25 protein-coding genes, 1 tRNA gene and 4 pseudogenes are annotated in these 21,717 nt (G+C 57.6%); 8 read left to right on the forward strand and 22 right to left on the reverse strand.

Annotated features, from left to right (window positions below; translation table 11 throughout):
* Window positions 1–42 precede the first annotated feature (42 nt).
* Window positions 43–984, reverse strand: coding sequence for an SDR family oxidoreductase (locus tag M5B43_RS05615; protein ID WP_248749166.1), 942 nt, complete (start codon window positions 982–984; stop codon window positions 43–45).
* Between the two features lie 143 nt (window positions 985–1,127).
* Here M5B43_RS05615 and M5B43_RS05620 point away from each other — a divergent pair, with 143 nt between their 5' ends.
* On the forward strand, window positions 1,128–1,580 hold the full coding sequence (locus M5B43_RS05620; RefSeq protein ID WP_248749167.1) for a helix-turn-helix domain-containing protein: 453 nt from the start codon (window positions 1,128–1,130) through the stop codon (window positions 1,578–1,580).
* 96 nt (window positions 1,581–1,676) lie between these two features.
* Here M5B43_RS05620 and M5B43_RS05625 read toward each other — a convergent pair whose 3' ends face one another.
* Window positions 1,677–2,276 carry an NAD(P)-binding domain-containing protein gene (locus tag M5B43_RS05625; protein ID WP_248749168.1) on the reverse strand — a complete coding sequence of 200 codons (600 nt, stop codon included), beginning with the start codon at window positions 2,274–2,276 and terminating at the stop codon, window positions 1,677–1,679.
* Between the two features lie 73 nt (window positions 2,277–2,349).
* A complete protein-coding gene (locus M5B43_RS05630; protein ID WP_248749169.1) occupies window positions 2,350–3,084 on the reverse strand; it encodes an SDR family oxidoreductase in 735 nt (244 codons plus the stop codon).
* Between the two features lie 112 nt (window positions 3,085–3,196).
* On the opposite strand from M5B43_RS05630, the gene M5B43_RS05635 reads away from it, so the two are divergent.
* Window positions 3,197–3,559, forward strand: coding sequence for a helix-turn-helix domain-containing protein (locus M5B43_RS05635; protein WP_248749170.1), 363 nt, complete (start codon window positions 3,197–3,199; stop codon window positions 3,557–3,559).
* A gap of 179 nt (window positions 3,560–3,738) precedes the next feature.
* Here the strand turns inward: M5B43_RS05635 and M5B43_RS05640 are convergent.
* Window positions 3,739–4,105 (reverse strand): annotated as a pseudogene (locus tag M5B43_RS05640) (alcohol dehydrogenase catalytic domain-containing protein); the annotation flags it as partial.
* 306 nt (window positions 4,106–4,411) lie between these two features.
* Here M5B43_RS05640 and M5B43_RS05645 point away from each other — a divergent pair.
* Together M5B43_RS05645 and M5B43_RS05650 are read left to right on the forward strand one after the other, a co-directional pair.
* Window positions 4,412–5,686, forward strand: a complete 1,275-nt coding sequence (locus M5B43_RS05645) for a glycoside hydrolase family 68 protein (protein ID WP_248749171.1) — start codon at window positions 4,412–4,414, stop codon at window positions 5,684–5,686.
* A gap of 170 nt (window positions 5,687–5,856) precedes the next feature.
* Window positions 5,857–5,976: pseudogene (locus tag M5B43_RS05650) on the forward strand (TIGR03756 family integrating conjugative element protein); the annotation flags it as partial.
* A 142-nt stretch (window positions 5,977–6,118) separates the two neighbouring features.
* On the opposite strand, the pseudogene M5B43_RS05655 reads toward M5B43_RS05650, so the two are convergent.
* A pseudogene (locus M5B43_RS05655) lies at window positions 6,119–6,262 on the reverse strand (LysR family transcriptional regulator); the annotation flags it as partial.
* A pseudogene (locus M5B43_RS05660) lies at window positions 6,248–6,361 on the reverse strand (MFS transporter); the annotation flags it as partial. The pseudogenes M5B43_RS05655 and M5B43_RS05660, both read right to left, overlap by 15 nt.
* Before the next feature lie 385 nt (window positions 6,362–6,746).
* On the opposite strand from M5B43_RS05660, the gene M5B43_RS05665 reads away from it, so the two are divergent.
* Window positions 6,747–7,829, forward strand: a complete 1,083-nt coding sequence (locus M5B43_RS05665; protein ID WP_248749172.1) for an acyltransferase — start codon at window positions 6,747–6,749, stop codon at window positions 7,827–7,829.
* A gap of 33 nt (window positions 7,830–7,862) precedes the next feature.
* On the opposite strand, the gene M5B43_RS05670 is transcribed toward M5B43_RS05665, so the two are convergent.
* The 10 genes from M5B43_RS05670 to thrS form a co-directional block, all read right to left on the reverse strand.
* Entirely contained in the window at window positions 7,863–8,108 is a 246-nt protein-coding gene (locus M5B43_RS05670) for a hypothetical protein (protein WP_248749173.1), read from the reverse strand.
* Window positions 8,109–8,405: 297 nt separating this feature from the next.
* Window positions 8,406–8,482: transfer RNA gene (locus M5B43_RS05675), tRNA-Pro, on the reverse strand.
* 90 nt (window positions 8,483–8,572) lie between these two features.
* Window positions 8,573–8,929 (reverse strand): MerR family transcriptional regulator, encoded by a 357-nt coding sequence (locus tag M5B43_RS05680; RefSeq protein WP_003174972.1) that lies wholly within the window; start codon window positions 8,927–8,929, stop codon window positions 8,573–8,575.
* A complete protein-coding gene (ihfA, locus tag M5B43_RS05685) occupies window positions 8,910–9,212 on the reverse strand; it encodes an integration host factor subunit alpha (protein WP_002553164.1) in 303 nt (100 codons plus the stop codon). Before ihfA ends, M5B43_RS05680 begins: the two co-directional genes overlap by 20 nt.
* A 3-nt stretch (window positions 9,213–9,215) precedes the next feature.
* Entirely contained in the window at window positions 9,216–11,594 is a 2,379-nt protein-coding gene (pheT, locus tag M5B43_RS05690) for a phenylalanine--tRNA ligase subunit beta (RefSeq protein ID WP_248749174.1), read from the reverse strand.
* A 26-nt stretch (window positions 11,595–11,620) separates the two neighbouring features.
* Window positions 11,621–12,637, reverse strand: a complete 1,017-nt coding sequence (pheS, locus tag M5B43_RS05695) for a phenylalanine--tRNA ligase subunit alpha (protein ID WP_034099107.1) — start codon at window positions 12,635–12,637, stop codon at window positions 11,621–11,623.
* Window positions 12,638–12,746: 109 nt separating this feature from the next.
* On the reverse strand, window positions 12,747–13,103 hold the full coding sequence (gene rplT / locus M5B43_RS05700; RefSeq protein WP_003174975.1) for a 50S ribosomal protein L20: 357 nt from the start codon (window positions 13,101–13,103) through the stop codon (window positions 12,747–12,749).
* A gap of 30 nt (window positions 13,104–13,133) precedes the next feature.
* On the reverse strand, window positions 13,134–13,328 hold the full coding sequence (rpmI, locus tag M5B43_RS05705) for a 50S ribosomal protein L35 (RefSeq protein ID WP_002553160.1): 195 nt from the start codon (window positions 13,326–13,328) through the stop codon (window positions 13,134–13,136).
* Between the two features lie 60 nt (window positions 13,329–13,388).
* Window positions 13,389–13,940, reverse strand: coding sequence for a translation initiation factor IF-3 (gene infC / locus M5B43_RS05710; protein ID WP_169850653.1), 552 nt, complete (start codon window positions 13,938–13,940; stop codon window positions 13,389–13,391).
* The gene (gene thrS / locus M5B43_RS05715; protein ID WP_003174977.1) at window positions 13,940–15,862 is read right to left on the reverse strand and encodes a threonine--tRNA ligase; all 1,923 of its coding nucleotides are present in this window, start codon (window positions 15,860–15,862) and stop codon (window positions 13,940–13,942) included. Before thrS ends, infC begins: the two co-directional genes overlap by 1 nt.
* Window positions 15,863–16,227: 365 nt before the next feature.
* Between thrS and M5B43_RS05720 the strand changes: the two genes are divergently transcribed.
* Together M5B43_RS05720 and M5B43_RS05725 are read left to right on the forward strand one after the other, a co-directional pair.
* Window positions 16,228–16,545 carry a hypothetical protein gene (locus M5B43_RS05720; protein WP_248749175.1) on the forward strand — a complete coding sequence of 106 codons (318 nt, stop codon included), beginning with the start codon at window positions 16,228–16,230 and terminating at the stop codon, window positions 16,543–16,545.
* Window positions 16,546–16,834: 289 nt separating this feature from the next.
* Window positions 16,835–17,047 carry a cold-shock protein gene (locus M5B43_RS05725; RefSeq protein ID WP_003234260.1) on the forward strand — a complete coding sequence of 71 codons (213 nt, stop codon included), beginning with the start codon at window positions 16,835–16,837 and terminating at the stop codon, window positions 17,045–17,047.
* A 72-nt stretch (window positions 17,048–17,119) separates the two neighbouring features.
* Here the strand turns inward: M5B43_RS05725 and M5B43_RS05730 are convergent, their stop codons facing one another.
* Both M5B43_RS05730 and M5B43_RS05735 read right to left on the reverse strand, forming a co-directional pair.
* Complete coding sequence (locus tag M5B43_RS05730) at window positions 17,120–17,440, reverse strand: I78 family peptidase inhibitor (protein WP_248749176.1); 321 nt, start codon at window positions 17,438–17,440, stop codon at window positions 17,120–17,122.
* A gap of 144 nt (window positions 17,441–17,584) precedes the next feature.
* Complete coding sequence (locus M5B43_RS05735) at window positions 17,585–17,890, reverse strand: hypothetical protein (RefSeq protein ID WP_248749177.1); 306 nt, start codon at window positions 17,888–17,890, stop codon at window positions 17,585–17,587.
* 158 nt (window positions 17,891–18,048) lie between these two features.
* On the opposite strand from M5B43_RS05735, the gene M5B43_RS05740 reads away from it, so the two are divergent.
* Window positions 18,049–18,261: a hypothetical protein gene (locus M5B43_RS05740; RefSeq protein WP_248749178.1), complete on the forward strand. Its 213-nt coding sequence runs from the start codon at window positions 18,049–18,051 to the stop codon at window positions 18,259–18,261.
* Between the two features lie 33 nt (window positions 18,262–18,294).
* On the opposite strand, the gene M5B43_RS05745 is transcribed toward M5B43_RS05740, so the two are convergent.
* Genes M5B43_RS05745 through M5B43_RS05760 form a run of 4 tightly spaced genes read right to left on the reverse strand, consistent with a single transcriptional unit; the run spans window position 18,295 to window position 21,714 of the window.
* Entirely contained in the window at window positions 18,295–19,323 is a 1,029-nt protein-coding gene (locus tag M5B43_RS05745; RefSeq protein WP_248749179.1) for a nucleoside hydrolase, read from the reverse strand.
* A 26-nt stretch (window positions 19,324–19,349) separates the two neighbouring features.
* Window positions 19,350–19,754: a D-ribose pyranase gene (gene rbsD / locus M5B43_RS05750; RefSeq protein ID WP_248749180.1), complete on the reverse strand. Its 405-nt coding sequence runs from the start codon at window positions 19,752–19,754 to the stop codon at window positions 19,350–19,352.
* Window positions 19,751–20,668 carry a ribokinase gene (rbsK, locus tag M5B43_RS05755; RefSeq protein ID WP_248749181.1) on the reverse strand — a complete coding sequence of 306 codons (918 nt, stop codon included), beginning with the start codon at window positions 20,666–20,668 and terminating at the stop codon, window positions 19,751–19,753. The genes rbsD and rbsK overlap by 4 nt, the downstream gene beginning before the upstream one ends.
* 23 nt (window positions 20,669–20,691) lie before the next feature.
* Window positions 20,692–21,714, reverse strand: coding sequence for a LacI family DNA-binding transcriptional regulator (locus M5B43_RS05760; RefSeq protein ID WP_248749182.1), 1,023 nt, complete (start codon window positions 21,712–21,714; stop codon window positions 20,692–20,694).
* Between the last annotated feature and the right edge of the window lie 3 nt (window positions 21,715–21,717).

Genomic DNA, 21,717 nt, shown 5'->3' on the forward strand with positions numbered 1-21,717 from the left:
CCCGCCGGGCGCAGTGCGACCCGACGGTGTGCCGTCGCCTCGTCAGTCGGCCGGGAAGTAGTGACCACTATCAAGATCGGCGAAGAGGCCAGGCTGGGTCGGTTCCCAGCCAAGCACCCGGCGCGTGATCGTGTTCGAGGTCGGGGTGTCCAGCGTGACCAGATTCGCAAGGAAGCCGAAATAGCCGGGCAGCATCAGCACGTCCTCCGGGATAGGCACGGCCGGCAAATTCAAGCGGCTGGCAATGGCGTCGGCGATCTGACGGTACGGGATCGCCACTTCGGCGATTGCATGCCAGCTCCTGCCCCCCTCGCCTTTTTCCAGCGCCAGGCGAAACACGGTGGCGAGGTCACGGGCATGCACGGCCCCCCAACGGTTGGCGCCGTCTCCGGGGTAGCCGACGACACCCTTTTCCTTGGCCAGCCGGATCAACAGCACCAGGAAGCCTGCGTTATCGGTGGCGCTGTGCATGATTTCAGGGATCCGTACGATCGAAGACCGTATGCCCTTTTCGGCGAGACCGATCACCGTGGTTTCCACGATGTTGCGAACCCGCAGGGTGTGCTTGTACGGATCGCCGCCAGGAAGGGGCGGATCCTCCTCGGTGGCCGGCCGGCCCAAGCCCTCCCAACCGGGTGAGCCGACGCTTCCAGATACGACCAACGGTTTTCCGCTTCCAGCCAATGCTTCGCCATAGGCAAGCATGATCTCAAGCTCCGCGGCCGCAACGGCGTTGATCCCACCGGTTGGAAGCAGGTCCTGCCGATGCCCGAGATGAATGACGCCGTCCGAGGCTGCGGCCGCTTCCTTTAGCCCGTCGAGATCTTCGAGATTGCCGCGACGCACCTTGGCGCCAAGCGTAGCCGCCTGCGCTGCTGCCGTGTCGGACCGAGCCAGCGCAGTGACCTCATGGCCGGCGGCGATAAGATCAGAGATGACGTACGGACCGGAATGGCCGGTGCCGCCGGTAACAAAAACCTGCATATGCGTGTTCCTCGTGGGTGATGCGGTGCGGGAAAAGGGACTGGGAGACTCAACGTAGAATCCATGCTGGTCTTTTAACTTGCAAAAAGCAAGTGATCTAGAGATTTTTACTTGCGACAAGCAAGTGATGCTAAGATCCAGCCATGAAGACAACACCTAAAGCAGACTTTCGATCCCATTGCGCGGTGAACTACGGCGTGGAGATTTTCGGCGACCGCTGGTCGCTCTTGATCATTCGCGACATCGTTTTTGTGGGGAAGAAAACGTATGGCGATTTCCTGAAATCGGAAGAGGGAATCGCGACCAATGTTCTGGCTTCCCGACTTGCCTTTCTGGAGGAGCAAGGCGTTCTCTCGAAGGCGCCCAACCCCGACGACAGACGCAAGGACTTCTACACGCTGACCGAGAAGGGCCTGGACCTCATTCCCATTGTGATCAACATTGTGCTCTGGAGCGCGAAGCACGACTTGAAGTCGTACGTGCGGCGCCGCGAGGAGTTTGTGGCTCGATTAAGTCAAAACCCGATGCAGGTGAGCGAGGAAGTGAAGATGCTGGTCCGCAATGGCGGGTGCATCTTTCCTGAGGGCGGGGGATGAACAAGGCGGCGAACGCCGCCCTGTCTATCGGCGAGGTCCTGAGGTCGCCCTTTTCCACGAGGCAGCCGCGCATCAACATGTGCGATCACTGATCCCTCAATCGAACCGGACCAAGTCCTTAAAGATCAACTGACCCCAGCTGTTTCCGCGCGCTTGCACAAGCAGCCCACCTTCCGAAAGCCCGCCGAGTTTGATCGGCGAGAACCCGAGATTTTCCGCCAGCGTACCAATCTCCGCTGCTGCGGCGGCGTCATCGCTCGCCAGGAACACGACTCTCCTGCCACCCTGTACGTCCGGGTCCTGGTCTAGAACGGCAGCCACCAAATGGTTGAAGCCCTTGACCAGCCTTGCACCCGTGAAGGCCTGCGCGACGACCTTGGAAGACGGCTGCCCTCCCAGTTCCTCAGGGGGTACGCCGTAGGCATTGGTCACATCGATGAGGGTTTTGCCCTTCCAGGTTGGCAGCACCTTCGCGACTTCCCGGTGCGACTCAAAACGAACAGCCAAAAAGATGATCTCCGCCGTGAGTGCTTCCACCAGTGTTTTCGGGATGATCAAGGGGCCAATCGCGGCCGCATCGGCGGCAAAGCTTTCCGGATTGCGCGTGGTTGCAACGGATACTTCGATACCTTTGCGGGCAAACGCCCTGGCAAGCGCCTGGCCGAGCTTGCCGAAGCCGATAATTGCGTAACGCATAAAAATCTCCTTGGGTGTGCAACGCCCTGCGGGCTCCGAAGCGGGCATGGAGCGACCGCTCGGGCGTAGCGCATCAGATTTGCGCCAGACCGCCGTCGACGGCGACCTCACTGGCGGTCATGAAGCTGCTGTCGTGCGACGCGAGAAATGCGGCTGCCGCTCCGATCTCCGCCGGATCGGCCATGCGCTGGAGCGGATTCATCGAGGCGAAGACCTTCATGCCGTCCTCGCCTAGCGCGGCCTTCGCGAGTTCGGTCGCCGTCGGCCCGGGCGACAATACGTTGACCCGGATACCGGTGCCCTTCAGGTCCTGCGCCCACGTGCGCGCGAGGTTGCGCACTGCCGCCTTGCTTGCGCTGTAGACGCTGAATGCCGGAGCGCCCGTGGTACCGGCGCTGGATCCGGTCAGGATGATCGAACCGCCCTGCCCCATCAGCGGCAGCGCCTTCTGGACCGTGAAGATCAAGCCCTTCACGTTGGTCTCGAAGGTTTCGTCAATGTGCTCGGCAGTGATCTTGCCGAGCGCAAGCGGGCTTCCCGCACCGGCATTGGCGAAGACGATGTCGAGGGTTCCGCGCTCGGCCTTCACTGCCGCGTAGAGTCGGTCAAGGTCGGCCTGATCAGAGACCGAGCCCTTCACCGCGCGGGCATTGGCCCCGAGCTCGGCGATGGCCGCGTCGAGCGCTTCCTGTCGGCGACCGAAGATGAAGACAAAGGCCCCCTCCTCGATGAAGCGTTTGGCTGCGGCAAGGCCGATGCCGGTAGCGCCGCCGGTGATCACGGCGGTCTTTCCATTCAGTCTGGTCATGACATGCATCCTTCGTTGGCGTTGTACCCAAGCAGGAAATTGCTTGCTTGAGACGAGGATGCAGCGCTGATAACCTAAGGACAAGTATGCACCTTTTGGTAAGTATCAAAAAATGACGACAACAACGGAAATCTGCGACACCGGTTGCGGGCTCAACGCCACGCTGCGCATCATCTCAGGCAAATGGAAACCGCTGGTCCTGTTTTTCCTGCGCAGCGGCCCGAAACGCTATGGCGAGCTCAAGCGTTTGATCCCTGGCGTCAGCGACAAGGTCCTGATCCAGCAGTTGAAGGATCTGGAAGCCGACCAGGTGCTGGCGCGAAACGACTACAAGGAAGTGCCCCCGCGCGTGGACTACACGCTGACCCCGCTCGGCCGTAGCCTGGCTGATGCGATCATCCCGCTGTGCACCTGGGGAACCGAGAACGCGGCGCAAATGGCAAGCATCTTCGCCAAGCGCGACGCTTTGGCCTAGCGGGATGCGGCCTCCTCTAGCTTCGCGTGCTACACGAGTTTCGCTGTTTCAGTTGCCCCTTTATTGTCAGGACGGATCTTGAACCAGATGGAGTACATCGCGGGCAGGAACACCAGCGTCATGATGGTGCCGACGAACGTGCCTTCGACCAGCGTGTAGGCCAGCGTCCCCCAGAAGACGGAGTGTGTCAGCGGAATGAATGCCAGGTTCTCGCCAAGGGTGTACAGCCCATGGGGGCAGTGGTAGCACGTGCCGCAATGTTGGCATGCACCGGCTCGCCAACGCTGAAACCCAGCACGCCGGCACCGAGTTCGACGATCTCGCCACAAAACTCATGACCGAGAATGCATTGGCCCTTTATCCCGGTCAGCGGATGGGGGCGTCAACCGGTATGAACACCGGCCCTGCCACATACTCATGCAAATCGGACCCACACATTCCGCACCACTGCACGCGAATCTGCAGCCAACCAGCAGGTGGCGAAATTGGCAGCGGAACGTCTTCCACGCGGATATCGTTACGGCCGTGCCAAACAGCGGCAGGCATGCTGCGTTGGGGATTGAACGAAAGGGTCATCGCCAATAAGGCTATTGGGTTGTTTGCACAGTTCGACGGCGTTAATCGATCCGAGCAACGGTGCCTACCCAGCATCATGCAGGTAGCGTCGCTGATCGGCCCGAAAACGAACCTCTAGAAAAATCACCAGCTGAAACGAATCAGCTTCAACAAAAAACCAAATTATGCACAAATGCATTTTTACCCTTGACCCGGAGGGATGAGTCTTTTAAAGTCAAATGACTGTATATGGATACAGTATTTTCTTGACTCAATTCATGGACGAGGTCTTTCCCTATGAAAAGCAACACTGAAAAATTTGGTAAAACACCCCATCAACCCAGCCTGTGGACCCGAGCCGATGCGCTGAAAGTCCGCGCGGACGATCCCACGACCACCCAGCCACTGGTCAGTGCGGACTTCCCGGTACTGAACGATAAGGTGTTTATCTGGGACACCATGCCGCTGCGTGATATCGACGGCAACATCACCTCTGTCGATGGCTGGTCGGTGATCTTCACCCTGACCGCGGATCGTCACCCGAACGACCCGCAATACCTCGACCAGAACGGCAACTACGACGTCATCCGCGACTGGAACGACCGTCATGGCCGGGCAAAGATGTACTACTGGTTCTCCCGCACCGGCAAGGACTGGAAACTCGGTGGCCGGGTAATGGCTGAAGGGGTTTCGCCGACCGTTCGCGAATGGGCCGGCACGCCGATCCTGTTGAACGAACAGGGTGAAGTGGACCTGTACTACACCGCAGTAACCCCCGGCGCGACCATCGTCAAGGTGCGTGGCCGCGTGGTGACCACCGAGCATGGCGTCAGCCTGGTGGGCTTCGAGAAGGTCAAGCCGCTGTTCGAGGCCGACGGCAAGATGTACCAGACCGAAGCGCAGAACGCCTTTTGGGGCTTCCGTGATCCATGGCCGTTCCGCGACCCGAATGACGGCAAGCTGTATATGCTGTTTGAGGGCAACGTGGCCGGCGAGCGCGGCTCGCACAAGGTCGGTGATGCAGAAATCGGCGATGTGCCGCCAGGTTATGAGGACGTCGGTAACTCACGCTTCCAGACGGCCTGTGTCGGTATCGCCGTGGCCCGTGACGAAGACGGGGACGACTGGGAAATGCTGCCGCCGCTGCTGACCGCAGTCGGCGTCAACGACCAGACCGAACGCCCGCACTTCGTGTTCCAGGACGGCAAGTACTACCTGTTCACCATCAGCCACACCTTCACCTATGCCGACGGGGTGACCGGTCCGGACGGAGTGTACGGTTTTGTCGCAGATTCGCTGTTCGGCCCTTACGTGCCCTTGAACGGTTCCGGCCTGGTACTGGGCAACCCGTCTTCCCAACCGTTCCAGACCTACTCGCACTGTGTGATGCCCAACGGCCTGGTGACCTCATTCATCGACAGCGTACCGACCAACGAAGCTGGAATACAGATTCGTATCGGCGGCACTGAGGCACCGACGGTGGGCATCAAGATCAAAGGGCAGCAGACATTCGTGGTCGCCGAGTATGACTACGGTTACATCCCGCCGATGCTCGACGTCACGCTCAAGTAATCGCTACCCAGGGTGCTCAGGCAGCGGGTTTGAGTTCGATGAAAAACTCGTTGTGGATATGATCGAGATATCCCGCCTGACGCACTGCGACTTTGTTCGCAAACCCGCTTGAACAACGCGTAGTAACGACCCTTCGGAACTGGCTACAAGGACGTAGCCAGTAACGGCCCCCCTGGACAGTGATCGCCACCCTCTCCAGCCCGATCAGCGGGGCGGAGGGTTGCGCCAACCTGACCACCTCGAACACCCACCGCGACAACCTCCCCCGCTTCAAGAACGTCGATGGCATCGCTTCATTGCGCATTCGGCAACGCTGCTTTTGCCCGAACGGGCAATCAGAGCGGCCGACCGCGCGCGCCGTTGGTATTGGCCGGCAGTCAATTCGATCAAAAACGACGCGCAACGCGGTCTAGCCTGATGCACAGGACGTGCTTAGGGCGCGAGTATTTGCTGAAGAAACGTTATGAATACATTGATGCGGCTGGAACCACGGTGGTTGGCCAGATACAGCGCATTGATGCAGGTGCTTGCACTGCCTGGGCTGACTTCATATTGCTCCAGCACCCGCATCAGCCGACGGTTTTCTACCTGGTCCGCCAAGGGCACCAGGAAAAACAATCCGAGCGCATAACCAATCTGAGTCAGTGAAACGATGAAACTCGCGCGCCCACTCGACGTCACGCAAATGTCACGCACATGAAAAAGGCCAATGCTGTGAACATTGGCCTAAGTCATTGAAATATATGGTCGGGACGGAGTGATTCGAACACTCACCCCCTAGCACCCCATGCAAGCGGACACCTCTACAGGCCGCTAAACACAAGGCTTCGCGCCTGGCGCTCGCTGCAACGATGCCTAACAGTGCGGAACCGTAATTTACGAAGTCACTCGTAAAGTCACTGCGCCTCTTTTGGCTCCCTCCAACGTCCCGACTGAACAGCAATCCCAAAACCTGACACACCCGGCGTTCGCTTGTAGAATCGCCCCGCTATCGCGGGCAAGGCAAGCCGGCGAAAATAATCCAGCGCTCATAGAAGTCGCTCAAAGGACGGTCAACAAATTGCAAAAGCTCAACAATATTCAGTTCCTGCGGTTTATCGCGGCCGTCCTGGTCGTCATTGCTCACGGATCAGTTGCGCCATTCGGCTTGCCCGCCGAGTTCTTCAACACTGGCCGATTCGGCGTGGATATCTTTTTCGTGATCAGTGGATTCATTATCCCGTACATACTGTTCCACGGGTCTCACACAGAAATGTCGACGGTAAAAATGTCCAGCTGGGCTTTCTTTGTGCGCCGCGTGGCCAGGATATGGCCGATGTACTTCCTAGTAACCATGCTCGTATTCTTATGTGTCTGGATTGTAGGAAGCGGATGGTTTAAGCCTAACCCCGATCTGGCGTTCGCCTACAGCCCTGCAAAGCTGGACATGAACCTTCTTTTCGAGTCCCTGACCTTCACCCACTCATTCATTGCGCCAACGCTGAATGTGGGCTGGACACTGCAATTTGAATTCATGTTTTACACAATCATCGCGGTGTTGATGGTTGCCGGGGTTCGAAGGCTGGAAACCTTCATTATCTCCGCCACGGCGATCATGCTGATATCCCTGTTCATACTTAACTCAGCAGCAAAGCCTTACCTTGACTGGATCGCCCCGGTAAAGCTGATTGGCTCGCCAATGATGTTCGAGTTCCTGTTTGGGCTTGTTTTGTATCGCATTCACTCAGCTGGTGTGCATCTGGCAAAGATTCCTTCCATCCTGATTCTGGTCTTGGCGATCCCTCTGTTGCTGGTGATTCAGTTGAACAACCTGTTGCCGGGGCTGAATGGACAAGCTTTTTACCGCCCCATCGTATGGGGTGCATTGGGGTTCATGATGGTATGGGCCGCCCTAAGCCTTGAGGGTATCTACGAGCCGCATAGATATTTAGTGCTGCTGGGTAATGCCTCATTCAGCCTGTATCTGATCCACTGGATTCTGATGCCGTGGGTTGCCCACTTCTTTGACACCTACGGACTGTACAAATACGGTGTGATTTTCTTCTTCGCCATCTATCTAGCTGTTTGCCTGGGAGCTTCGATCATACTGTTCAAGTACGTCGAAAACCCAATGAACACCGCGATAAAGAAACACCTCCCATAAAAGAGAAGCCCGGCGTAAGCCGGGCTTTCTTGTTTAGAAGTTCCTGCTTTGCTCAAACCAGACGCCGCCGGTCTGCAAGAAATCCATAAATGTGTTTGTGGTAAGGCCTGAAATGTTAGTCCCCCCTTTCAGTGATAGCGCCGCCGCGTTGTGGACCAAAGTGATATTTGGACCAAGACGTACCGTAATTCGCTGCCCCTTCATACCTCCCGCAAAGTACGTCACGTTGGTAGGCGGGGCTTCTTCTTGGGATGTGAGGGGCTGAACGATATCGTCCATGCGCAACAATCCTTGTCGTTATGCTCAAGGGAGTGCCGAAATTGACCGGCCAGGGAGTCCCTCTTGAGCTGATGGCGGGATGATATCTCTATAGTGACAGCCGTAATGTGCCTTTGATTGTCGCTGACTTCTCAGGCCATCATCGAACGTCACAGCTCAATATCGAAAAGGACGGAAGTCCACTGGGCAAACTTCGATAGTGGGATCACATCAAAAAGTCCATCAAGAGCGGGCGTTTTGTGGGGGTAAAAACAAAAAGGGGTCGCGAGATAAAATCTCGCAACCCCTTGAATTATATGGTCGGGACGGAGTGATTCGAACACTCGACCCCTAGCACCCCATGCTAGTGCGCTACCGGACTGCGCTACGCCCCGACTAGGCGTGTTACTGGGTTCGCTTCGTAACGAAGCGATCAGGAATATACCGCAAGCTTTTGAAATGTGGAAGTATTTTAAAAGCTTGTATCACTTCTTCAACACCACCAGCACATCTTCGAGCTCGGAGATCATCTGGCGGATCAGTTGCTTGTATTGGGTGGTGTCGTCTTTGGCCTCATCACCGGACATACGCTGACGCGCGCCACTGATGGTGAACCCCTGGTCGTACAACAACGCGCGGATCTGTCGGATCATCAGCACGTCCTGGCGCTGATAATACCGACGGTTCCCGGTGCGTTTGACGGGGTTGAGTTGAGGAAACTCCTGCTCCCAATAGCGCAGCACGTGCGGTTTTACCGCACAGAGCTCGCTGACTTCACCAATGGTGAAGTAGCGTTTGCCTGGGATGACGGGTAGCTCGTCGTTATGACTTGGTTCCAGCATAAGCCTCAACTCGGGCCTTCAACTTCTGCCCTGGACGAAAGGTGACCACACGGCGAGCCGTGATCGGGATTTCTTCTCCCGTTTTTGGATTGCGGCCAGGCCGCTGGCGTTTGTCCCGCAGGTCAAAATTGCCGAAACCGGACAATTTGACCTGCTCATTGTCTTCCAGAGCGTGCCTGATTTCTTCAAAAAACAGCTCGACCAATTCCTTGGCCTCGCGCTTGTTCAGACCCAACTCTTCGTACAGACGTTCCGCCATCTCAGCTTTCGTCAAAGCCCCCATACGTCACTTCCTTAACGTGGCGTTCAACCTTTGTTCGAGCGAGGTGAGGATATTTTGTGTCGTGGCATTCACCTCATCGTCATTAAGAGTGCGCGATGGATGCTGCCAGGTCAAGCCAACTGCAAGGCTTTTTCTATGCGGATCAATGCCTTTACCCTGATAGACGTCAAATAGCCTGAGGTCTGTCAGCCATTCCCCTGCATTTTCACGGATTACATCCAGAACGGCAGTGGCGGCGACTTCACGGTCGGCGATCAGGGCCAGGTCGCGACGCACTTCAGGGAAGCGCGACAACTCACTGAATTTAGGCATCTTGCCCGAAGCGACTTCAGCCAAGACTAGCTCAAAAACGAAGACTGGACGATCCAGCCCCAAGGTTTTCGACAGCTCAGGGTGAATAGCCCCCACGAAGCCCACTAAACGGCCTTCGCGCTCAATACGCGCGGTCTGGCCCGGATGCAACGCCGGGTGCTTGCCCGGTACAAACGTGAACGCATCCAGTGCACCAGCAAAGCCCAATACCGCTTCCACGTCAGCCTTGACGTCGAAGAAGTCGACGGCGTCGCGGCCTTGTGCCCAGCCTTCCGGCAGGCGGCTACCGCAAACAACGCCAGCCAGCATTGGTTCTTGCTTCAAGCCATCGAGCTGACCCACAAAGCGCAAGCCACTTTCGAACATGCGTACGCGGTCTTGCTGGCGGTTCAGGTTGTGGGAAAGCGCTTTCACCAGACCTGGCCACAGCGACGAACGCATGGCAGCCATGTCGTTGGAGATCGGGTTAGCCAGCAGCAGCGGCTCAACACCTGGGTTGAACAGCTCGAACTGCTTTGGATCAATGAAGCTGTAGGTCACGGCTTCCTGGTAACCACGGGCAACCAGCAGGCGGCGCAGCTCAGGCAGGTGCGCACGGGCTTCAGCTTTCGGCTGCGGAGCCAGGCGCGCTTGCGGGTAGCGAACCGGCAGGCGGTTGTAGCCGTACAGGCGGGCCAGCTCTTCGATCAGATCGACTTCCAGGCTGATATCGAAGCGATGGCTTGGCACTTCTACGCGCCACTGCCCTTCCCCACTTGCAGAAATACCCAGGCCGAGCGCCGACAGCAGTTGCTCGATTTCAGCAGGTTCAATCACCAGGCCGAGCATTTGTTCAACGCTTTTGGCACGCAAGGTGATCGGTGCAATCGACGGCAGGTATTGTTCGCTGACGGTCTCGGTGATCGGACCGGCTTCGCCACCGGTGATTTCCAGCAGCAGGCCAGTGGCGCGCTCCATGGCTTCCCGGGCGAGCTTCCAGTCCACACCCCGCTCGTAGCGGTGCGAGGCATCGGTGTGCAGGCCGTAAGAACGGGCCTTGCCAGCGATGGCAATCTGATCGAAGAACGCGCTTTCAAGGAATACGTCGCGAGTGGTCTCGGACACACCACTGTGCTCGCCGCCCATCACGCCGGCAATCGCCAGGGCGCGGGAATGGTCAGCGATAACCAGGGTGTCTGCACGCAGGGCAACTTCCTGGCCATCGAGCAACACCAGCTTCTCGCCTTCCTCTGCCATGCGCACGCGGATGCCACCGTTGATTTCGGCAAGATCGAAAGCGTGCAACGGCTGGCCCAGCTCCAGCATCACGTAGTTAGTGATGTCGACGGCAGCATCAATGCTACGCACGTCGGCACGACGCAGACGCTCAACCATCCACAGCGGGGTTGGCTTGGAAAGGTCTACATTACGGATCACGCGACCCAGGTAGCGTGGGCAGGCGTTTGGCGCCAAGACTTCAATCGAGCGCACTTCGTCATGCACTGCGGCGACTGCGGCAACAACCGGACGCGTGACGGGTGCGTTGTACAACGCGCCCACTTCACGGGCCAGGCCGGCCAAAGACAGGCAGTCGCCACGGTTCGGGGTCAGGTCGACCTCAATGCTGGCGTCGTCCAGTTCCAGGTAGACACGAATGTCCTGACCCACTGGTGCGTCGGCCGGCAGCTCCATCAGGCCGTCGTTGCCTTCACCCACCTGCAGTTCAGCCTGGGAGCACAGCATGCCGTTGGACTCGACGCCACGCAGCTTGGCCTTCTTGATCTTGAAGTCGCCTGGCAACTGCGCACCGATCATGGCGAACGGGATCTTCAGGCCAGGGCGCACGTTAGGCGCGCCACACACAACCTGAAAGGTTTGCGCGCCGTTGCTGACCTGGCATACACGCAGTTTATCGGCATCCGGGTGTTGCTCGGTGCTCAGCACCTCGCCAACGACGACACCGCTGAATTCACCGGCCGCCGGGGTAACGCTATCGACCTCAAGGCCGGCCATCGACAGACGAGCAACCAGCTCGTCGCGACTTACCTGCGGGCTTACCCAGCCGCGCAGCCATTGTTCACTGAATTTCATCCTGCTCTCCTAAAGATTCGTTACGACTAGCGAAATTGCGCGAGGAACCGCAAGTCGTTGTCGAAGAACAGACGCAAGTCGTTCACGCCGTAACGCAGCATGGCCAGACGCTCAACGCCCATGCCAAAGGCAAAGCCCGAGAACTCTTCCGGGTCGATCCCGGACATGCGCAGCACATTAGGGTGGACCATGCCGCAGCCCATCACTTCCAGCCAGCCGGTCTGCTTGCAGACGCGGCAGCCTTTACCGCTGCACATCACGCATTCCATGTCGACTTCAGCCGATGGCTCGGTGAACGGGAAGAACGACGGACGGAAACGCACCGCCAGCTCTTTCTCGAAGAACACCCGCAGGAACTCTTCGATGGTGCCCTTGAGGTCGGCAAAGTTGATATCGCGATCGACCAGCAGGCCTTCGACCTGGTGGAACATCGGCGAGTGGGTGATATCGGAGTCGCTGCGGTACACACGGCCTGGGCAGACGATGCGGATCGGCGGCTTGTTCGCTTCCATGGTGCGGACCTGTACCGGCGAGGTATGGGTGCGCAACAGCATGTTGGCGTTGAAATAGAAGGTGTCGTGCATCGACCGGGCCGGGTGATGGCCTGGGATGTTGAGCGCCTCGAAGTTGTGATAGTCGTCTTCGACCTCAGGGCCTTCGGCAATGCCGTAGCCGATATGGGTGAAGAACTGTTCGATACGTTCCAGAGTCCGAGTGATCGGATGCAGACCACCCGAGGCCTGGCCACGGCCAGGCAAGGTTACGTCAATGGACTCGGCGGCGAGCTTGGCCGCAAGATCGGCCTCCTCGAGCGACGCCTTGCGCGCATTGAGAACCTCTGTGACGCGCTCCTTGGCAACGTTGATCAGCGCACCGACTTGCGGACGCTCTTCAGCCGGCAAATTCCCCAGGGTCTTCATCACCTGAGTCAATTCGCCCTTTTTGCCAAGGTAGTGAACCCGGATTTGTTCCAGGGCATTGATATCTTCAGCGCTTTGCACAGCCTCAAGAGCTTGAGCGACGAGCGCGTCCAGGTTTTCCATGTACAGACTCCAGATACAAAATAGGGGAAGAGCTTGAAGGCTCTTCCCCTATTTATGACGTTTACCACCTTGGGCTACAGGAGCAGCCCAGGGTGACTGTCGGGGGTACTTAAGCCAAGGTGGCTTTAGCTTTCTCGACAATCGCAGCAAACACCGCTTTTTCGTTCACGGCCAGTTCAGCCAGAACCTTACGGTCGATTTCGATGGACGCTTTTTTCAGGCCAGCGATGAAACGGCTGTAGGACAGACCGTTAACACGTGCACCAGCGTTGATACGAGCGATCCACAGAGCGCGGAACTGACGTTTTTTCTGACGACGGTCGCGGTAGGCGTATTGGCCTGCCTTGATTACCGCTTGCTTGGCAACACGGAATACGCGTGAACGCGCGCCGTAGTAGCCTTTAGCAAGTTTCAGAATTTTTTTGTGACGTTTACGGGCAATGACGCCACGCTTTACACGAGCCATGAGTTACTTCCTCTATTCTTGATCCAAAAATTAACGAAGGCGCAGCATGCGCTCGACTTTTGCCACGTCAGACGGATGCAGCAAGCTGCTACCGCGCAGTTGACGCTTACGCTTGGTCGACATTTTGGTCAGGATGTGGCTCTTGAAAGCGTGCTTGTGCTTGATACCGTTAGCAGTTTTCAGAAACCGCTTAGCAGCACCACTTTTAGTCTTCATCTTTGGCATGTTCGGATACTCCGCATTCAGTTGATAAACATAATCAGAAGGCCTGCCGTGCCCTGTTGATTACTTCTTCTTTTTCGGGGCGATGACCATGATCAGCTGGCGTCCTTCCATCTTAGGATGCTGTTCGACCGAACCGTACTCGAGCAGGTCAGCTTCAACCCGCTTGAGGAGTTCCATCCCCAGCTCCTGGTGGGCCATCTCACGGCCGCGGAATCGCAAGGATACCTTGGCCCTGTCCCCATCACTCAGGAAACGTACCAGGTTGCGCAGTTTTACCTGGTAATCCCCTTCCTCCGTCCCTGGACGAAACTTGATTTCTTTTACTTGAATCTGCTTCTGGTTCTTCTTCGCCGCAGCAATCTGCTTCTTCTTTTCGAAGATCGACTTGCCGTAGTCCATCACCCGGCAAACAGGCGGGACTGCGTCGGCGGAGATTTCCACCAGGTCCAATTTGGACTCTTCAGCGATACGAAGCGCTTCATCAATCGAGACGATGCCAATCTGCTCGCCGTCAGCGCCAATTAACCGAACCTCGCGTGCCGAGATATTCTCGTTGATCGGGGCTTTCGGTGCAGCTCGTTTATCTTGTCTCATTTCACGCTTAATAATAATTACTCCGAATCTGGGCGACCACGCCGGGAAACCGCTTGCGCGAGGAACTCAGCGAACTGGGCGACGGGCATCGAGCCCAGGTCAGCACCTTCACGAGTACGCACAGCGACAGTCTGCATCTCGACTTCCCGATCTCCGATAACCAAAAGATAGGGAACCTTGAGCAAAGTATGCTCGCGGATTTTAAAGCCGATCTTTTCATTTCTCAAGTCGGACTTGGCACGAAATCCGCTTTCGTTGAGAGTTTTTTCAACTTCAGCGGCAAAATCTGCCTGTTTATCAGTGATATTCATGATCACTGCCTGGGTCGGAGCCAGCCACGCAGGGAATGCACCCTCGTAGTGCTCGATCAGGATCCCGACGAACCGCTCGAACGAACCGAGGATCGCCCGGTGCAACATAACCGGGTGTTTACGGCTGTTGTCTTCGGAGACGTATTCGGCTCCCAGACGGATCGGCAGGTTAAAATCGAGCTGCAAGGTACCACATTGCCAGACACGACCAAGGCAATCTTTCAGCGAGAACTCGATTTTCGGCCCGTAGAAAGCGCCCTCGCCTGGCTGCAGGTCGTACGCAAGGCCCGCACTATCAAGCGCAGCGGCCAGTGCAGCTTCGGCGCGATCCCACAATTCGTCGGAACCAACGCGTTTTTCCGGACGAGTGGACAGCTTCATTTCGACTTCGGTGAAACCGAAATCGCGGTAAACGTCCATGGTCAGCTTGATGAACGCAGCGGATTCAGCCTGCATCTGCTCTTCGGTGCAGAAGATGTGGGCGTCATCCTGAGTGAAGCCGCGCACTCGCATGATGCCGTGCAGTGCACCCGATGGCTCGTTACGGTGGCAGGCACCGAATTCAGCCAGGCGCATCGGCAACTCGCGGTAGCTCTTCAAACCCTGATTGAACACCTGCACGTGGCATGGGCAGTTCATCGGCTTGATGGCGTAGTCGCGGTTTTCCGACTGGGTAGTGAACATATTGTCGGCGTAGTTGGCCCAGTGCCCGGATTTCTCCCACAGGCTGCGATCCACGACCTGAGGGGTCTTGATCTCCAGGTAACCGTTCTCACGCTGAACCTTGCGCATGTACTGCTCGAGCACCTGGTACAGGGTCCAGCCGTTCGGGTGCCAGAACACCATACCCGGCGCTTCTTCCTGAAGGTGGAACAGGTTCAGGCGCTTGCCGATCTTGCGATGGTCGCGTTTTTCCGCTTCCTCGATGCGCTGGATGTAGGCGGCCAGCTGCTTCTTGTCAGCCCAGGCAGTGCCGTAAATCCGCTGCAGTTGCTCGTTCTTGGCATCGCCGCGCCAGTAGGCACCGGACAGCTTGGTCAGCTTGAACGATTTGAGGAAACGCGTGTTTGGCACGTGCGGGCCGCGGCACATGTCGACGTATTCTTCGTGGTAGTACAGGCCCATGGCCTGCTCGTCCGGCATGTCTTCCACCAGGCGCAGCTTGTAGTCTTCGCCACGGGCGGTAAACACGTCGATCACTTCGGCACGCGGGGTGACTTTCTTGATGACGTCGTAATCTTTCTCGATCAGCGCGTGCATGCGCTGCTCGATGGCCGCCAGGTCGTCCGGAGTAAAAGGACGCTCGTAAGCGATGTCGTAGTAGAAACCTTCATCAATGACCGGACCGATCACCATCTTTGCAGTCGGATACAGCTGCTTGACCGCATGGCCAATCAAATGCGCGCAAGAGTGGCGAATGATCTCCAGCCCCTCTTGATCCTTGGGCGTAATGATTTGCAGGCTGGCATCGCTGGTGATGAGGTCACTGGCGTCCACCAGTTTGCCGTCAACCTTGCCGGCCACGGTGGCCTTGGCCAGGCCGGCACCAATGGATGCCGCGACCTCGGCTACGGAAACCGCATGATCGAATGAACGTTGACTGCCGTCGGGTAGAGTAATAGTTGGCATGGCGCCTCCTCTCCTAGTGGTGACCCCTACCAAAGGTCACGTGGGTTGGGATGAGCCAGTACAAGATCCAACACCAGGCCGTTCAATACTGAACGCCTGCCTTACAGCGGCAGGAGCCTTTCGGCCAACCGATAATCGAACCAGAGTGACTGGAGTGAACAAAAAGAACCTGGCAAGGCGGCAAAGGGCGCGCCTGGAAATAGCCAAGGCCAGGATGCTAGCACAGATGAACGGTCATCGCGCCGAAGGAGCCTCACGTAAAGACATTTTCAAGGCTTTATAACGGCAAAAATGAACTTGAGCTGTACGTCACGCCTCAAACCCATCGAGAATCGCCGTTCGTCCTCGACCCAAAGGAGCATCCAATGATGCGTTTTACCTCGACCCTCGCTCTCGCCGCTTCCCTGACCCTACTTTCTCTCGGTGCGCAAGCCGCTGCTCCGTCGAACTGGCCTTCGGCTGGTGATCGGGAGAACTTCGTAAAGGACTGCACCTCCGCGGCCAGCCAGAGCGTTGACGCCAAAACCGCCAAAGACCATTGCGAATGTGGCGCCGACAAGATCAACGCTGAACTGAGCACCGCTGAAATCAAGGAGCTCATGACCAATCAGAACGCCAAGCAGGAGCTTAAAACAAAAGCAGTTACGGCTATTTCGTCCTGCAAAGTTGTGAAGAAAACGTAATTTCCAGCCGCAATCAGACGGCCATTTCACTGAAAAAACAGCCTGAAAACTGCCATTTCTCACAAATTACGCAGCTTTTACGGCTTTTTTTACCAGCTGATATTTCGTGCGAAAGCCCCGTAGATCGGGGCTCTCAGCCAAAAAAAGCACCGAAGACCGTGCTATTGAATAGCAAACAATGCCTTGGGGGGGCTCCCAAGCCGAACATTTCGACTATGATAGCCCTGTGTGCCCAGTTGGCCTGAGCAGCACAGCACTACTGAAAATATATGTTTCTTGGAGATACACCATGTCTAATCGCCAAACCGGCACCGTTAAATGGTTCAACGATGAAAAAGGCTTCGGCTTCATCACTCCTCAAGGTGGCGGTGACGACCTGTTCGTACACTTCAAAGCTATCGAAAGCGACGGTTTCAAAAGCCTGAAAGAAGGCCAAACCGTTTCCTTCGTGGCTGAGAAAGGCCAAAAGGGTATGCAAGCTGCACAAGTTCGCGGCGAGTAATTCTCCGCTGAGCTAAAAAACCCCGTCCATGTGACGGGGTTTTTTATGGGCGCTGCAAAAGCCGTGAGGCTATCAGCCGCAGTTGACTCGCGTGATCACCAGGTTGTCGTCGGCATTCAGGTTCAGGCGGTCGGAGCGGTATTCCAGGGTGATCATATCGTTGGGCTTGAGAATCCGTGCGTTTTGCGCACCGGCGCGGGCACGGGCCTGCTCAAGCAATTGGGGCGAAGCTTTCTGGCCAATCGCGAATTCGGCGGCCTTCGCCTCACAGCGGCTATGGCCGGCATCGGCCACGGCGGCATCTTTGGCTGGCTCAGAGGTACCCGGGGTGCTGCAACCCGCCAACGCGAGTGCTGCCAACAAAGTACCGAATGATGCGAGCTTCCAAGGCATGAAGCCTCCTATGATAAAAAATGGACAGAGATCGTGCGACAGCAGTCGGGGCGATTGGTTTCAAGACGTTAACCGCCTGTGGGCAAGTCTGCCTGACTCAAGGCAGGCAATCGCCCGGCCAATCGTCACCAAATATGAACGCACTCAGTAGACATCGATGTAGTCAAACGACGGCGTTGGCCAGTTCTGCTTCAGCGCGTTGAAAATCTGCATCACCCAGACCTCATCGCTGGCCGCCACCCTGCCGACGTAACCGGAGCCCTTGGCCCAGGTCTCAAGGCGAAACAGCAGGCCGCCGATATCAGTCCCCCCTACGACCCCCGAAGAGATATAGGCAATGCCGGCCTTGCTTACCCGCAGTTGGGTATGCTGATCGTCGCTGGCGCCGGCAATCAATTGGCGCACGGCCTCCAGCGTAAGGTTCTCAGGGTTGTTCAGATCGATCTGCACGCGGTGTTTCCCGGCCATTAAACGGACCGTCAGTGTCGCACAGCCCTTGCCTTGTGCCTAAGTAGCAGTGCCAATCCCACGACAAAATGGTTAACTGCCCGTGCAAGTACTGCGTCCTGACGCATGCCCCCCCCGTATTTCCTGCTCGCGAGACACCCATGACCACCGTAACGCTCCACGCCGACATCAAAGCCAAATGGCCCCAAGGGCAAAGCTCCTACAGCCCCGGAAGCCCGGAGGAGTTGGCCATTATTGGTATCGATTTGCTGGTCAAGGAACTCGGCACCCAGGCCGCGCAAGCGTTCATCGGCCAGATATTCGAGAAATACCCGGCCGATCACATGGGGGCGCACAGCCCCGAGCGCGAATAAGAACCGGCCGGCGAACGCCAACCGGCAAACAGCTTACTTCAGGCGCGCCAGGCGCTCGGTCAGCAGATCGAAGAAGCCCTGGGCGTCGCCGTTCTCAACCCAGAACACATTCTTTTCCTGCTTCAAGCCATCGTACCAATCGACGATGGTCTGACCGAAAGTCGGACCTTCACGGCTGTCGATGACCATATTGGCCTGACGACCGCTGAACAGCGAGGGCTTGAGCAGATAGGCAATGACGGTAGCGTCGTGGACCGGGCCACCCGGGATGCCGTAGTGCTCCATATCGCCCTTGACGTACTCATTCAGAATACTGCTGACAACCTTGCTCGCGTTGTTGTTCAGGTCCGCAATCTTTTTAAGGCGGGTCTCACTGGTGAGGACCTTATGGGTCACATCCAGCGGTAGATAGGTCAATTTCACACCACTTTTGAGCACGATCTCAGCCGCTGCCGGGTCGGCAAACAGGTTGAACTCGGCCACCGGGGTGATATTGCCGCCATTGAAGTGCGCGCCGCCCATCACCACCACTTCCTTGATGCCTTGGGTGATTTCGGGAGCTTGGGTCAGCGCCAGCGCCAGGTTGGTCTGCGGGCCGAGCATAGCGATGGTGATACTGTGAGGTTTGGCTGTGCTTAGGGTCTTGATCAGATAATCAACGGCGTTGCCTTCGGCCAGGCCTTTTTTAGGCTCGTGCACGGTAACGCCGGAAATCCCTTCCTTACCATGAATATTCTCCGCGTAGATCGGCGTGCGCAGCAGCGGCTTTGGCGCCCCTGCGTACACCGGGATGTCCTCGCGCCCTGCCCACTCGCGCGCCAGGCGTGCATTGCGAGAAGTCTTGTCCAGGCGCACGTTGCCAGCCACGGTAGTCAACGCACGAATGTTCAACTCCTCCGGCGAGGCCATGGCAAACAACAACGCCACCACATCATCGGCCCCCGGGTCAGTGTCGATGATCAGATCGATTTTTTCCGCCGCGTGGGCGCTTGCAGCAGTGAGCGCGGACAAAAGCAGAACACTCCGGAACAGGTTTTTCAGGGTTGGAAGACCACGTTGCATGAAACACTCCTTGTCGTAAGGGGACTTTAGAACGTTACGCCGGACACCAGCGCGATATTGCAGTAAGGTTGGCATTCGCCGGTACGGACAACGGCGCGCGCGTTGCGGCTCAGTTGCTTGAACGCTTCATGGCTGAGCAGGCGCCGCTCGCCGAGCGCTGCCTGCGCCACGAGCGCATCGAGCTCGCTCAATGCCGGTGGCTGTTTGAGCAGGATTTCTTCCGCCAGTACGTGGCTTTCTACCTGCATTTCACTGAGCACTATGCGCAAGGTACTGATGAAATCCGGGATGCCCTGGGTCAACGCCAGGTCAATCAACTCGACACCTGGGGGCACCGGCAGGCCGGCGTCACCGATGACCAGGATGTCACCATGCCCCAGGGACGCAATCACGCGCGACAGGGCAATATTGAGCAGCGGAGTTTTTTTCATGAGGGCACAAAACCTTGTACGTCGTGAAGCGTGGGAATGGAAGGTTGCGCGCCGGCACGGGTTACCGACAGCGCCGCCGCCGCCTGGCCAAAACGGATGGCCTGGGCTTCGCTTTTGCCAGCGGCCAGCGCAGCGGCAAAGCCGCCCACAAAGGTATCCCCAGCGGCCGTGGTGTCCACAGCCCTGACCTTGGGCGCGGCCAGATGCTCGAAGCTTTTACCATCGGCAAACAGCGCCCCCTGGGCGCCGAGGGTGATGATGACTTTACCCGCCCCTGCCTTGATCAGCGCCGCTGCGGCGACCTTGGCGCTGTCGAGAGAATCGACCGTCACACCGCTCAAGGCACTGGCTTCACTTTCATTAGGAATCAGATAATCGATCGAGGCGTACCACGCCTCAGGCAGCGGCCCGCTGGCCGGGGCCGGGTTGAGGATGACCGTCTTGCCCAGCGCGCGTGCGCGGTTGAGCGTATGCCCGACGGTGTCTATCGGCACTTCCAGTTGGCAGATAATCACCTCAGCGGCCTGCAAGACCGCGTCACAGGCCCCCAGAGACGCGGGGGTCAGCTCTGCGTTACTGCCAGCCACGATGACAATTGCGTTCTGGCTGCTGTCATCCACCACGATCAATGCCACACCACTGGAACCCTCCACGGTGCTGACAGCCTGGCAATCGATACCCTCCACCAACAGCGCATCGCGCAACTGGGTGCCATAGGCGTCAGTGCCGACACAACCAATCATCGCAACCTCAGCACCCAGCCGCGCCGCCGCCACAGCCTGATTGGCGCCCTTGCCACCAGGAACGGTGGAAAAGGTTTGGCCGATCAGGGTTTCACCGGCACGCGGCAAGCGACTGGCGCGGGTGACCAGGTCCATGTTCAAGCTGCCTACTACCACTACTTTTGCTGGCATACATCAATACTCATCAATTCGGTTCAGCGGTATTGGGCAAACACACCGGCGAATGGCGCCGTCGACTCACGTAAAACAATGCTCGGGGTCACAATGCGTTGATCAATCGGCAGTTGGGGTGTCGCTATACGTTGCAGTAATAATTCGGCCGCCGTCTCGCCCAGTTGCAAGATCGACTGCCCAACAGTCGTCAGTGCCGGGTAGACGTAACGCCCCATCTGAATATCATCGAACCCGATCACCGACAGCTCGCCCGGCACGCGGATATTGCGCTCTGCGGCGGCGCGCAGCACACCAAAACCGATCATATCGTTGCTGGCGAAAATCGCGCTGGGCGGGTTTTCCGATAACAACTGCACCGCAGCGGCATAACCTCCGGTGCTGGTGAAGTCGCTTTCCAGGATACGGCTGGCCAACACCTCGACGCCCGCCTCGCGCAACGCACGCTGGTAGCCCGCCAGACGCATCTGCGCCACGCGGGTATGCCCCGGACCGCCGATGCAGGCGATGTCCCGATGCCCCAGCTCGACCAAGTGCCGGGTCGCCAGGTAGGCCCCTTCTTCGTGATCGATACGTACCAGGTCGACATCGATGCCATCCAGCGCCCGGTCGACAATCACCATGGGCGTTCGCACCGCACTCAAGCCAGCGGCAAGGCCGCTGTCGTCGCCACCGACCGATGTCACGATCAAGCCGTCGACGCGTTTCTCCAGCAACACTCGCAAATAGCTGCGCTGCTTTTCGGCGTTGTCATCGGAGTTACAGAGGATGACGCAGTAGCCGTTGCGCTCACAATAATCCTCGATGCCGCGGGCCAGTTCGGCAAAATACGGGTTGAGGCTGTTAGGCACCAGCAGGCCGATAGTCGCCGTTGTCTTGGCCTTGAGCGAGCGCGCTACGGCACTTGGTACATAGTCCAACTGCTTGATCGCAGCCTCGACCTTGATGCGTACCGGCTCACTGACCGGGCGCGTCTTGTTCACCACATGGGACACCGTGGTGTAGGAAATCCCCGCAAGCGCTGCTACATCCTTGATCGTTGCCATGGT

This window comes from Pseudomonas sp. MWU15-20650 (assembly GCF_023242475.1).
In the GTDB taxonomy this organism is placed as follows: domain Bacteria; phylum Pseudomonadota; class Gammaproteobacteria; order Pseudomonadales; family Pseudomonadaceae; genus Aquipseudomonas.